The following is a 14178-nucleotide window of genomic DNA, read 5'->3' on the forward strand; positions in this document are numbered from 1 at the left end:
CAGGGAGAAACAAGGAAATGGCTCTGTGAGGCCAAAAAAAGGGGCGTATGGAACGCCCCGGAACACGGAAAAACAGGGAAATGGAGGCTGGGGTCTCTACCCTATTTCAGCGGCAAGGCGTTGAATCGCGGGCGTCTCACGCCGGCTGATCGTCGCTTATACCCGCATTTTTACCCGCAGATGGCGGGCCGGGGACTATTGCGGGACTCGCGCGCTTGAGCCACGGAAGCCATTATAGAGGGGCAGACAAAGTAGGAGTGTTCTATGGACCTGGAGCTGGCGCTGACGATCGCGCGAATCCTCGTGATGATCCTGATTATGGTCGTGGGCTCGCTGATCGCGGACCGCTACTACGACAGGGCTGACGAAGCCGATGACGCGGCGACTGGCTTCAGGGAGAATCTGAAGGGGAGCGCGGTGTTCTTCTCTGCCTTGGCGTTGACTGGAGCCTTTTTCGTTGGGTCCATCATGCTGCAGTCTGCGGTGCTGGGCGGGCCGCTCGATTGAACCACTTTACCAGCGCCCAGGCGAACCTGACGCGGTGCATGCCCTACATCCTGGCGGCACCGCTGGTCTATGCGGGGATGATCGTCGTCTGGATGGGGTTCACCAACGGCCTGTCGCCGATGCTACCCGATCCGATCTTCAGGATCTTCGCACTGGTGACGCTGGCCGGCTACCTCGCCATCCTCATCAGCCCGCTCTGGTATATCCCGCGCCGGTACGATCCGAACACGACCGTTCGCAGCGTGCTCATGGGCGTGTGCCCGATGCTGGTACTGCCGATCGGGCTTTCGTTCTACTGACCGTCCACGTCCGGCACGTACATGCCCCGCTGCATCAGCAGCAGGCGACGCATGCCCGGCGTCAGCTTCTGGTCGCCCCGCATGGACTCGAGATCGTCGCGCAGGTCGTCCATCGGTGACCGCCGCGACATCAGGCCGGCTTTCATGGCTGCCTCGCGGAATGTCGAGTCGATCCGCTGGATCCGCTGGAAGCTGTCCGGGCCCACGCGCTCCTCGGCCCAGCGCAGGAAGTCCCGGCGCTCTTTCTCGGACGGGCTCTCGAACACCCGGGCCGGCTGATAGGCTCGCACGGAGGCCTGCAGCGACATCATCGTGCGGTCGAACTCCTCGCGCGTTTCGGCCTGCTCGATCACCTCCAGGGCAATCTGCCGCGCCCGTTCGGACTCGCCCAGCAGCAGGGCCTTGTTGATCCGGCGATTGTACGGCGTCATTTCCGTATGCCCGATCCGATCCGGGGCGCGGCGCTTGTTCTCCAGGCCGATGTCATCCGAGTAGCGGCGCACCATCTTGCGCACGTACCGGCGATCACGCTGCGCGGCTTCCCACTGTGCCTGCCGCCAATCGGAGACGTGCGAAAGGCCCATCAGGGCGGCTCGGTTCCAGGTGCGGTACAGCGACCACTGGCCCTCGGTGAAGTCGTGCAGGTCGCGCCAGTCCAGGGTGCCCTGTTCGAACAGGCGCATGCCGATGTCCACGCCGTCACGGATCGGAGACAGACCCGGCGGGTCGATCGGGGACTTCACCCGCTGCCGGTCGGCCACGTCATGGACGAACTGCGCGTAGTTGCCGAAGAACCCGAGCGAGCCCACCGACATATTGGAGTGCCAGAAGCGCCAGGCGGCGAGCACCGCGGCCTCGGCGTATTCACCCTGGGCCAGCTGCTCCTCGATCTCCTCGAAGTCGGGGCCCGGATCCTGGTAGCCGAACATGCCTTCGCGCAATGCGGCCAGGGCCGTGCCGGACACCCCGGCCACGGCGAAGAACCGAATCAGGGGCGTGATCGTGCGCACGCGCTTCTGGTGCTGCTCGCCGCCCACCTCGACGTCCACGACCTCGCCACCCTTCACCACGGAGTCGATCGCTGGCTTCAGGTGGTTGATCCAGAACATGCGGGACAGCTGGGTGCCGAACTTCTGGTACTTGAACAGGAAGCGACCCACCGGGGTATCGGTGAACACCGGAACCTGGTTGACCCGATAGCTACCCTGGGTCAGGTTCACCGCCTTGCGCAGGAACCGGTCGGTCTCGGGGCCCTCGCCGTTCTCATCCAGAATCTGCCGGTAGTCGAAGCCCTGGCGCTTGAACCAGGCCACTGCCTGCAGGCTGCGCTTGCTCGTCACGTCCTTGTTCCAGCGGGCAATGGAGTCCTCGAGGAACGTCTTGGCCGTGAGCATCGCATGCGAGCGGATGAAGATCTCCGCCGGTGTGTAACCGCCGATCTTGAGCATGAAGCTGGTGAAGTTGCTTAAACGTTCCGGCACGCCCTGCTGCTGCGCGTCGTGCATGAAGGTCAGGTAGTCGTTGATCAGGATGCCCTTCTGTGTGCCCATCTCCAGGGCCCCGCCGAAGTCGGCCAGCTCCTTGCCCAGCGCCCGAATCGACGGCCATACACCGTAGGCCTGGAAGTTGAGCGACGTCCCGCCGATCAGGTTCAGGGCCGCGGTCGCCGGGTTACCCAGCATCGCGCCGGTGGCGAAGATGTTGAGGGCCCCGATGAACTGCGTGATCATGCTCGCGTCGGTCGTGTTGTAGACGCGCTGCTGCACCTGGTCCAGGTAGTTCTGCGTGTTCTGGTCCGTGGTCAGGCGCTTCGCCTTGTCGAACACGTCACCTTCGGCATCCACGTCGGCCTGACCAAACGCCTCGATCTGGCTCACACGCTCGGCCCAGCGATCCTTGTACAGCATCGCCGCGTCCCAGCTGTAGTCGTAGAACCACTCGGGCAGCGGATCCTTGCGCGCCTTCTCCACGCCTGCGAAGTAGTCGTTGCTCGTCTCGCGGGAGAAGTAGTTACGCACGTAGGTCTGCGCCTCGGCGGCGTCCTCGATCATGCCCGCGGCCAGCAGCTCGTCCTGGATGCGCTGCCAGGTCTCCGGGTTGCCGGCCGGGTGCATCAGGGCTTGCTGCACCTCGCGCTTCATCACGCGCGGGAAGAAGCCCTTAACCCGGCCAATCGGGCGCCAGCCGCCCTCAGCCTCGTCGTAGACCTGAACGCCGACCTCCTGGTTGTCTCGGCCGGATAGATCGGCGACTTGATCCCAGGCCTCGATCAGATTGCGTACCCGCTTCGGGCCCTCCTCGCGGATCAAGCGCGCCTCCTCGGTTCGGCCGTTCTCCTTCGCTGCCTGATACCGCTCGAACAGGCGGAACAGCTCACCCCGGCGCTTGCGGTTCAGGCTCGGGATCTCCTTCATCGCTGGCCGGATGATCGCGTTCACCCGGCCCATGCGCATACGGGTTCGATCGAAGAACTGGTCCACGGCGTCCGCCACATGGGCCAGCTGCTCGTGCCGGCGCAGGATGTCCGATGCCGAGTCCCACATGCCGCGCAGCCGGGCCAGTTCCGCATAGCGGTTTTCGATCGCCGGCATGTTGTCCAGGTCCGGGCGCGACGGGCTGGACTTCTCGCCGCGGCTGAACCGAATGTCGTCGGTGTCGGCGTCGAAGGTGCCCTGGTTGCCGGTGGCGGATTTGACCTGCTCAGGAGAAAACGCGATCACTTCGCTGCCATAGACGTGCGCGCGTGCTTCACCAAGGCGGTTGAACCCTGGGTTGATCCAAATCGCGCCGTCGTACCCTTGCTCCTGGAGGCTGGCGATTGCCTCCGCGTCGGACGCCAGGTTGTAGATCCCGGCCTCGTCCTTTACGCGCCATGGGTTCCGGATTGACGCATACACCGGAGCCACATTCGGCGTGGCAATGCGGTCCCGGCCGCGCACCTCATTAAATTGGTCACGCGCCTGGCGGCGCCGACGATCTGACTCCTGCATCCGCTGGCCAATTTCACGCACGCGCTCGACCCGCTCACGGGCGCCAGGGCGCCGCTGCTCAAGGCGGTCGCGCTGAGCCTGTGTCATGTCGTCCCACATGGCCACCTCGGACGAATCCGAGTGCTCCGCGTAGAAATCGCGGTCTTCGCGCGATACCAGCGCCTCCGCTTCGTCCATCGCCGCTTCGGAATCTGCAACCGCCTGGCGCTGTTCCGCCTCGGTCATGTCACCAATCGGGTATGGACCTTCCTGCGGGAAGCTCGCGGGGGCGCCGGTTCGCTCGCCCCCCGCATAGTAATTGGCGTATTGCGCGGAGTCGGTCAGGTAGATCGGGCCGCCGGAGCGATCAATGCCCGTCATGGTCCCGTGGTACATCAGCAGGGGCTGGCCATCCTGGTCCTGGGCAACGGACCCATCGAACCACCGCCAGAAGTTCCGCACGCCCTCCTCGGTCGGATGGATCACGCGGCCTTCGCTGTTTCGGGTTGGGCGCGGGGTGCCATCCACGTCGATCGTATCGGGTAGGCTGGTATCCGCTTCGCTGCGGCTGGCTGCTGCATCATCTTTGCCCATGGCGCTCGGCGAAGTCGTGTCCATGCCGCCGGTCTCGGCCACGCGGCGGGCCTGGTGGATCAGGTTGGCCAGGTCGGCGTCAGTCATGCCAAGATCCCAGCCCATGCGGCGCAGCCAGTCGCGCACGGCGGATACAGCCCGTTGTACCAGACTGGCGTGCGTGCCGCGCTCGGCCATGTGCGCGATCAGCTCCTCGGCCACGAGATCCCGGTGCTCGCGGTTGTTCACGTCGAACCGCCGGCCGCCGGTGAAGTAGCGGCCGATGATGTCGCGCACCTCGGGATGGTTGCGGCCGTGCATGGCCCACACGCGGTTCAGGACGCGGCCGAGATCGTCACCGACCAGCTTGCGCAGCCCGTGGTGACCCACCACCTCGTGCAGCACCTTCTCGCGCACGTCCTGGGTGCTGTTCATCTTGTTGGCGACGATGTAGACCCGGTTGCGCCAGTAGACTGCGTTCACGGTGCCGCTGGCGCCGTGCTCGGCGATCTTTCGGATCAGTCCCTGCGGAAGGTCGGCCTCGGACTGCACCGCGCGCACCTGGGGCGCGCCCTTCCATTGGCCCATGAGCCCATCGACCGCACCCTGAGCATCGGAAACAGAAAGCCCGGCACGGGGCCGGGCTTGGGGGGCTTCGCGTCGGGCGTTCACTGGAGGGGGTGCGTTCTGCATTTCCCGTCCATTGAATACCACTACCGCCTGATCAGCCGGAATGTCCCGCGTTGCCTCGGGCGGCGTGGCAGCGCGTTCCTCTGCGGTCATGCCCTGGCGGGCCTGTACGTTGCGGGCCTCGATCTCTCCGGCCAGGCGTTGGTACTTGGCGTGCGCCGGCAGGTTCTCGCGCTGGACCTGTCGTGCCGCCTCCAGGGCCTCGTCCAGACGCCCCTCGGAGACGACGCGCCGGACCTGATCCGCCTGATCGGCATCCAGTGCCCCGGACTCCAGCAGGGCCTCGTAGGTCGAGCCCTGACCCTCCACCAGGCGCTCGGCCTCCAGCAGGTTCTCGGCGGCACGCAAGGCCTCCGGGCTCGGCTCAGTGCCCCGGAACTGGCTTTCCGTGCCCCCTCGGGCAAAGCCTTCCTGATATTGGATGGCATGCTGAATCTCATGCAAAAGCGTGGATAGCTGCTGCCCGCGCCCGATGCGGATTACCGGTTCCCCGTTCTCCATCTGTGCATAGGCGCCACCCACCCCCATGCTGGGGTCCACCTGGACCATGGCCTCGCGTAGACGCGGGTATGCGGCAAACAAGCCCGGGTGGTCAAGCACCATATCCAGCGGCAGGGCATTGAAGCCCTCGAACTGGAATGACTGCTCGATCCTCTTGGCCTCAACGAAGTCACCCACGAACGAATCGTTGCCTTCACCGCGACGCATGCGCTGCAGCAGGTCAGGCGGCACCATGGACTCAAGCATGGAGTCGGTTACGCTCGAGAAGCTGCCAATATCAGCGGTTCGCTGCGGGTCTCGAGGCACCAAGTGCAGCTCCCAGGTTCCATCCTCGGCTTTGCGGTAGTCGATCTTTTCGATTCGCTGCGCCTCGAATCCACCGCGCGCCAAGTTCTGGATCATCTCGCGGTTCAGGCTTGCCTGGCTGTCGTCGATCTCGAAGCGCCAGCGGCCGTCATAGCCCTGGAACCAACCGGTTTCCTGGCGCACGGCCTCTGCGTCCTCGCCGGCGTCAATGCGCCGGCGCGCCTCGCTCAATGCGTACCGGTCGGCCGTTTCGGCGCGTTCGCCGGCGAAGGAAAACTGCGCGCCGCCCTCGTCGGGCAGGATGGTCTGGTCGGCCTCGAACGCGACGAACTGCACCGGGCCGCCGACTCCGCTTTGATCCAGGATGATTCCGTCGTAGCCCTGAGCGCGCAGATGATCCCGGTAGCGGGTCGCCTCCTCCACCGAGTCGAACTGCGGCATGTTCTCGGCCTGGAAGACCTTGGGGTTGCGGATATCCAGGTAGGCCGAATCGACGTGCGATCCATACCGGCCCGCTTCGCCCTGGTCCGACGTGAACCACACTCCCAGCCCCGCCGTCGGGTGCCCGGTGGCCTGGCCCAGTGATTCAACCGCGAACGTATCCGGCCGAATGGCGCTACGCGCGCCGCGGTAGACTAGTCGAGGCCCTGCGCCTTGATCGCGGACACGGCTTGCCGAAATCCACCCCATTCGGGGTGCTCCGCCGCCAACTGTTCGGAGGTCTTCGTCGGCACGTAGTTCGGATCCATCGGCTCGAAGTGGTCGCTGCCCGCTGCGTCCCATTCCCGGAACTTCTGTTCCTGGCTCTTGGTTGCGGAAGTATTGCGCGAACTCTGCATCGGTCATTTCTCCTACGTCTATCCCTACCGTATCACCGGAATCCTCGCGCGAGAAGCGCGCACCGGCCTGCGGTTCGCGGATCATCTCAGCACTAACCGCGTGGTCACGGGTGCGGCCTCGGTTCTCGGTGAACCCGTGGCCCTGGTAGAAGCGGCGCAGGCGGCGGCGGGACGTGGTGCCCATGCCATCGGAGGGCGCGGCCACGTCGAGCGCCAGGGTGGCCCCGGCGGCGTCGGCCTGCTCCAGCAGGGCTTCCATGAAGCGCGACCCCTGGCCGGCTTCGCGTTGCCCCTCGGGCACGACCATGTTGGTCAACTCCCAGACCGGGCGCCCTTCGCTGTCCGGGCCACGGCGCCCCAGGTGGAACCGCATGTCCGGGAACTGCTCGGCCAGCGCGCGGCGAGCGGTATCGACGTCACCGGTGCGGCTGAACATCGCCACGCCGGAGTCGGTTTCGCGCGTCTCGATCGTCTGGAACAGCTGGTCAAAGGCACCCTCAACGGCTGGCATTTCCTCAGACAGCAGATACGGGTACAGAGCATCGTTGCGCTCGAATGCAGAGACATCCGCGACGTTGGCCAGGTAGTCATTGTCATAGCCCTGGCTGTGCATCTTGGAGATCACGTAGTTCTCGAAGGCGCGCGCGCCGCGCTCGATGATGCGGGACCAGTATTCGCTGCCCTTGCCGGCGTCGATCTGCCGCGACCGCTCGGCCATCGGTGAATCATCCAGCGCCTCGACCAGGCTGGCGAATGCCTCACCCACCTCGGGGCGCACCCCTTCCACTTTCTCCCACTGGCTGCGGTTGCGGTCGGCCGGGTGCAGGCGGCGCCCGTCCGGCAGAGCGCGGCCCGGGGTCATCATGTCATCGAAAAGGCGCTCGGGGATTCGAGGCGCGTTGCTGTCCGTCCGGTGGACGTAGTAGGTCTCGGGCGAATACGTGATGTAGCGGGACTCACGCGACTGGCCTGCCCCGCGCTGGCGCTGAAAATAGTTATCCAGGGCGTGGAACCACTCGTGCGCCAGGCTGCCGGCGCCCTTCGTCTTGGTCAGGTTGATCACCAGCTGGTCAGGCTCGTAGTGCGCCGCTGCCTTGCCCTTGCCGCGCGCGCCAAACGCAATCCCCAGATCGCCGTTGAGCGACATCGCACGAGGCGGCATGTCGATGATCGCCGCCAGATCCATCAGTGCGTCGTAGGCCTGGTTGATCATGCCCTGGCGGTCCTGCGCTCCGCGGCCCTGGCCGACCCACTCGCCGAACTGCACGCCCCGGAACCCGAAGGTCTCGCGGAACTCGTCGGCCGTCACGTCCCGGCCCTGGCGGTGATCTTCGCCGCGGCGCTCGCGGTTCTCCTTGCGGCGCACGTCCGCCCGGTTCACGTTGTCTCGCTTCTTAACGGCCTCCCACTCCTGCACCAGATCCGCGTTGTGCTCGTCGCGGTATGCCAGCGCCTCGCGCCCCGTGCTGAAGCCTTCGGCTAGTTTTCGGTAAAGCGGATCACCTTCCTTATGGATCCAGTACGACCCACGCCGTCCGCGCACCGTGAACTTCATCTGCCGCTCACCGGCTGCCTGGCTGGTCTCGGCGTCGCCAAGCGCCTCCTGGATGGCTGGCAATGCTTCCTGCACAGTGCTTGCGCCGGTAAACGTCTGCGGTCGGTTATCAATGCGGACGTGGACTTGAGGGTTTGCTTCCCACTGACCGTCAGCCCCACGACGCTTGGCGTCCGGATAGGCGCTCACCGATCCGACACGCGACCATTGGCCACGGGGGATCGCCGCCAGCACGTCGGTTCGGTCCAGCAGCGGCCGCAGTGACCGGTTGCCCATCATCTTGTCGCGCACGCGGGCCGGATCTTCCATGTAGATCCGCATCAGCTCACGCACGGTCTGAACCTGCTCGACCCAGCGACGCTTGGCGTGACTCTGGCGCGGCTTCCGAGGAATGCTGTCACGCAGCGCCGTCGCAAATGCAGCCAGTCCGGTATCTTCGATCTTGTCGATTTCGGCTTTCGGCCAGATTTTCGACAGCGGCATGTTGGCAATGTCCGCGCCGTCCAGCGTGCCCTCGATGGACTGAAGTTGCGCGCGGTCCTTGCGGGAACCCGGCAGGTGCTCACCGACGTTTTCGACGCGATCCGGGTCTTGCTCGACTGCCTCAGCGTCCGCTACCTCCTGCGCCTCACCCTCGATCCGGCCTGGCTCGGCCGGGGCCTGCGCCTCGGCGAACCCGGCGCGCTCGAACCCGGCAATGAATCCGCCGATCTCGGTGGCCACATCCGGGTCCAGGTCGGCCTCCTGACGCCAGGCGCGCAGCTCGTCGGCCGCGTCGCGCTGTAGCTGCGCCAGGTCGCCGCCCTGCTCCAGTGTGTCGTTGATCCGGCGATACAGGTCGCCCACTCGGCCGGAGATCGCGGACGGGGCAGTGAAGTCCTCCAGCCAGGCATCCAGGAACTCGCGCACCGCGATCAGGCGGGATCGGTCGGGGCCTTCTCCCGCGGCCTCGGCTCGGGTGCGCGTGGCCAGATCGGCCTCGTCGGAATCGACCACCTGCGGGTCCGCTTGCTGCTCACCGGTGAGCGCGTCGCCGGTTTGTTGATCAGATTCCGCCGATTCTGAGCGACGATCGCGCAGCGCCCAACCGCCCTCGGTCTCCACGGCCTCCAGCTGGTCCTTGCGGTCCTTCAGGTCGTCGCGGTTGCGCGCAGCCAGCGCGGCGCGCTCGGTCTGGAACGGGGTGCCGTCCTTCTTGAGGATCAGGCCCTCAGAACGAGAAACCCCCGCTTCAGGGGCGGGGGTTTCGGTGGCTTCAGGCTGGGTTTCGGCGGGCGTTCGTCGTGGGCTGGCCAGTAGATCCTGCTGGCCGGCGGCCATGGCCTGGTCGGCGGGGCTTGGGGAGCCGGTGAGGCGGAAGTCGCCCAGTTGCTCCTGCTGGCGCAGCCGCTCCTGGCGCTGGGCCTCGGCGGCTTCGGCGGCATCGCGCTCGGCTTGCTGCTGCGCCAGTTGCTCCGGCGTCTGCTGCTCGAGCGTCAGTCCTTCGCGGCTTTCCGCATCTCGTCCAGGGCGTGCCGGATCTGATCCTTGGTCTCCAGCGGATACCCCGCCTGCCTCGCCTCGTTGATAAGCAGCAGGCGGGCCTGCGCGGCCTTCGTCGCGGCCGCTCGTTTCTCCGGGGGCATCGCGTCGAGCTGCTGCTGCATCCGGCGCCCCACCTTCGGCTTGCCTGAAGTTTCGGTCATATTCGCTCAGTCCTTGTTCGGTCTCGGCTTGCGCCTGCTCCTGCGACGATAGCATGTCGAGGATCAGGGTCTCCCCTGCTTCGGAGTGCAGATCGGCCTCGAGCACGTCGGCGTCGATCGCCTCGTAGAACATCTCCAGATCGGTCGCCTCCATCTGCGCTTCCTGCTGGTCGATCACATCGAACAGGAAGCTGACGGCGCGTTTCTCGGCGGCGTTCAGGGGCTCGCCCGCGCGCACCTTGCGGACGCCGCTGGTCACGGCGGCTTCGGTGACGTTGCTCGGCTTGTCGGCCCACCAAGGCGCGATCGGGATCCAGTTGGTGCGGCCGACCACGTTACCTTCCGTGTCGCGAATGGCCTGGCCACCACGCTCGGACCATCCGGCGCCTGCGGCCACATCCGGCAGGCGATCCAGGTATCCCGGCTGCTGCGCGCGAGGGTCGGTGAACGCGGCCGGACGGCGGCCACCGCGAGCCGGTTCCTGCTGGGGCGCGGCGGTGGCCTGTTGGGGTGCCGGTTCCTGTGGCGCTGGGGCGGTCTCGCCGGGCTGCAATGCACGGCGCACCACGGCCCAATCGGTATCCGGGGCCTCGCTGATGGGTGCTGCCTCGTACCGGAACCCGTCGCCTCGCCGGTTCAGATCTTCGACGCGCTGCGTGATGGACTCTCGGGGGCCCGGCTCCACTACGCGCCGGCCAACGCGGCTCCAACCCTCCTGGCGCATCCTCTCGATCGGGCTTTCCGCTTGCTGCGGACCGTCCGGCGTTTCGGGCTGCGGGTCGCGCAGGGACGCGGCGCGTTCTGCGGCACGCTCGGCCAGGGCCTGCGCGGCAAACGGGCCGCGGCCGGGGTGCGTCGGAAGATCCCGCGTGGCGCGCTCCAGGTCGCGCAGCGCCTGTTCTGTGTCGGCGGCTTCAATGGCGGCCTCGGCCTCGCTGTAACGGCGCAGGCGCTCGGCGCGTAGAGCATCTTCCTCGGCGCGGGTGTGGGGCGAGTAGGCATCCAGGTCGGCCCCGGTCATTTCGGTGAACGGCGATTCGGCCTCGGGGATCGACGGCGCGGCGGATTCGGTGTCGGCCGGGGCTGGCTGCTGCGCAGGTAGGGCGCCCAACCCTTGCGGCGCGGCATCCGGAGCCCCGATATCGGGCATCTGCGCCGCGTCCTGCGCGGGCGCCTGGGTCGGCGCCATGGGATCCTGCATGGCCTCGGGACCAATGCCGGTCGGGGCGTCGGTCTGGATCGCGGCCGGATCGGTGCCTCGCATCTGGGCCGGGTCTCCCGTGGCCTGCTGGCTCACCTGGCCATCGGCCGATACCTCGGCGCCAACGTCCGGCAGGCCCAGCATTTCGGAGGCGAGGCTGGCCGCTTCGTCGGCATCCATCCCCTGGAAGGCTTCGGCGGCCTGCTGCGCATCCGGATCCTGCAGCATCTCGTCCAGGCGCTTCTCGAACTCGGTCCGGTCGCCCTGCCAGGCACCCACTCCACGCTCGATGCCGAACCGTCCAACCTGGGTGACGCCGGCAGACAGTGCACCGATAGTGCCGCGATAAAGCACGTCATCCATGAGGGTCTGGCGCTCGTCATAGGACATCTGGCCCCAGTTCTGGACCAGGGCGCCCGCGCCCTCCACCCCGAACTCGTTGGCCATGGAGCGAAGGATCTGCGGGCCTGCATTCGCCAGCAGGCGCTCCCGAGCCTGGCGCGGAAGCGTGCGCAGTAGCGTGCCGATGTTCAGCACCTGAACCGTGCCAGCCGGGGCCCCGTACCAGCGCGCCACGCTCTGCGCATGCTCCGGGTCCAGTCCGTACTGAATGGCGCGCTCGTAGGCCTCGTCGACCCCGGCCGGAGCCGCCAGGGACGCCGCTGCACCGAACTGCCCGGCGCGACGTGCGCGCTGCTGTCCCGTGGCCCCCGCCCCCAGGCGCGCGGACAGGCCGCGGCCGGCCATGCCGCCAATACCGCCAAGCGGCATGAATACCGACATGGAGCCTGCACCGCGAGCGGTATCCGCCACCATGCCGTCTTGATGAATCGGGTCCACCAGGTCGCGGGCCTGTTCGGACTGGTCGATCATCCATTGACCGGCGCCTGCAAGGCGGCCCTCGCCAATGTTTTCGGGGTCCGCGAACGCCCGATCCAGCCCGCGGAGGCCTCCGCCAATGGCGCCCAGGCCGCCCTCGGCCACCTGCGTCGGGAGCGCCGTCAACGTTCCCGTAAAGCTGCGCTCAGGTAGCTCCTCGCCCTCCGCAAACGCCTTGATCCGGGCGTCCTCGTAGGCGGAAGGCTTTGATGAGGCAATGTCCGGTCGAGTCCGACCGGCGCCCTCACTATCCCCGGAGGCAAAGTCGGCGATCTTCAGATCAATGTCGTCCATCTTTGGCAAGCCCTGGTTCTGATCAGCCATTACTGCCCCTGGTTGCGCATGCGGTTGGCGTATTCGCGGGCGTGGCGCCGGACCTCCTGTTCAGCCTCCGGCGTCAGAAGTCCGGCCTCAGCCGCCTCGATCGCCTCGTGCAGTTCGCCGCGCTCCGGCGGCACGCCCTGCTCGATCTTCTCGAAGAACGGGGCGGCTCGACGCACCCTGCGAGGCATTGCCTGGTTCACATCCCCACCACGGAACGCATTGCGCTCGACAGCGCCTTCACGGACCCATCCGGGCGTTCCATCCTCGCGCTGGCCGAAGCCCGCGGGTTCCGGCGCCTGTTGCCGGTCGCCCGCTGGATCTCCTGCGCGCGCACGCAGTCCGGGCCCGCCATCCGGGATCAAGGATGCGCGTTCGCCTTCAGGTGTGCGGAAACCCGCACTCTGGCCGGGCGGGAACATCCGCAACCCGCCCGCCTGCGCCTGACCGGGGCTTTGCTGCTGCGCGCCGCCGCGCATCGGCTGCTGCGGCATTCCACCGGCCGGAGCCTGCCCCTGCTGAGGCATGCCACCCGGCATCGGCTGGCCGCCCTGCTGGGGCATACCGCCGCCCTGCTGGCCCTGGAACTGCGGGCGCATGTCGCGGACGAACGTGCCAGTGGCGGGGTCGACGCCGTACTCCTGGCGCGCGAAGTCCATCAGGTTCGGGACGTTCGGGCCGGCGCGTTCCTCCATGTACTGGTTCACCGCCTCCTCGCCGTGCGTCTGCAGCATGACCATCATCTGCTCGGCGTCGAGACCGTAGCGGTTGCTGTAATCGGAGCGCATCTGCGCCCATACGCTGCTGGGGGCTTCGGTGCCCGGGGCGCCAACACCGCCCCCTCCACCTGGGCCGGCCTGGCGCACCTCGCCCGTGCGCTGATTGAACAGCGACCCGTCGTTCAACCTGCGCCAATCGGCATCGTCTCCGCCACCGGGGCGCATCGACTGCGGCAGGTCGTGCATGCGGCCGTCCGGGCCCATCTGTGCAATCGGATTGCCCTGCTCGTCGCGCAGCACCTCGAAGTTCTCCTGCTGCGGCAGTTCACCGCCCAGGCGCAGGATCTCCGGCTCGAGCGCGGCGCGCACTTCCTCGGGGCTCATGTTGGCAGTGCCCTGCAGCAGTGCCTTGTGGCCCTGCACGCGCTGCATGATCTTGTCGATCGGGACATCCAGCACCAGATCATCGTTGGCGCTGTGGCCTTCGGTCATGGGCGCTTCATATTCGTAGGGCTCGCCATCCGGGCCGACGGCCTCGACCTTCAGGCCGATATGCACGCCCTCGCCGGTCTGATCCGGGACCACGCTGGAGATCCGCTTGTCGCGGATGGTGTACGTCTTTCCGTCGCGCTCGAACGTCTCGCCCAGGTTCTCGTTGACCAGTTCGCCCAGTAGCACCTGCGCGGAGCTTAGGGTGCGCTCGTCGTTCATCACCTCGATCGGGCGGCGGTTGTCCTGGCCGCTGGCCAGCTGCTCGAAATACTGGACGGCCTGTTCGGTGGGCTTGCGGTTCTCGCCGAGGAGCTTGGACGGGTCGACTTTGGTGCGCTCCCGGAACTGCTGGAACACGGGATCACGCGCCCACTCGTTCTCGTTGAAGTCGATCTCCATCGGCCCGTCGGCCTGGCTGGCCTGGTGGCGCAGGGCGTTCAGGCCGCGCAGCTGCTGCTGCCGCTCGTGCTCGCCCACCTTCAGGTCATGCAATTCTGCACGCTGCGCGTCCTGCTGCTCTGCGCGCTCGCGCTGCCACTGCCGATGCTTCTGGTTCGCCTGGTTCTGGTAGTGCCGGTCCATCATGCCGAAACCGGCCTGGAAACCGGACGCAAGCCCGCCTAGTCCTGCCATATCAATGAC

4 protein-coding genes are annotated in these 14178 nt (G+C 66.8%); 2 read left to right on the plus strand and 2 right to left on the minus strand.

Annotated features, from left to right (window positions below; all coding sequences use genetic code 11):
- The first annotated feature begins 264 nt into the window (after positions 1-264).
- Both F614_RS0105930 and F614_RS0105935 read left to right on the plus strand, forming a co-directional pair.
- Positions 265-507, plus strand: coding sequence for a hypothetical protein (locus F614_RS0105930; RefSeq protein ID WP_019558462.1), 243 nt, complete (start codon positions 265-267; stop codon positions 505-507).
- A gap of 38 nt (positions 508-545) precedes the next feature.
- Positions 546-806: a hypothetical protein gene (locus tag F614_RS0105935; RefSeq protein WP_019558463.1), complete on the plus strand. Its 261-nt coding sequence runs from the start codon at positions 546-548 to the stop codon at positions 804-806.
- On the opposite strand, the gene F614_RS0105940 is transcribed toward F614_RS0105935, so the two are convergent.
- A complete protein-coding gene (locus tag F614_RS0105940; protein ID WP_026329813.1) occupies positions 800-12328 on the minus strand; it encodes an LPD23 domain-containing protein in 11529 nt (3842 codons plus the stop codon). The two genes, F614_RS0105935 and F614_RS0105940, sit on opposite strands and share 7 nt — an antisense overlap.
- Positions 12328-14169, minus strand: coding sequence for a hypothetical protein (locus F614_RS0105945; RefSeq protein WP_019558464.1), 1842 nt, complete (start codon positions 14167-14169; stop codon positions 12328-12330). Before F614_RS0105945 ends, F614_RS0105940 begins: the two co-directional genes overlap by 1 nt.
- Between the last annotated feature and the right edge of the window lie 9 nt (positions 14170-14178).

The organism is Thioalkalivibrio sp. ALE12, from assembly GCF_000381105.1.
GTDB lineage: Bacteria > Pseudomonadota > Gammaproteobacteria > Ectothiorhodospirales > Ectothiorhodospiraceae > Thioalkalivibrio.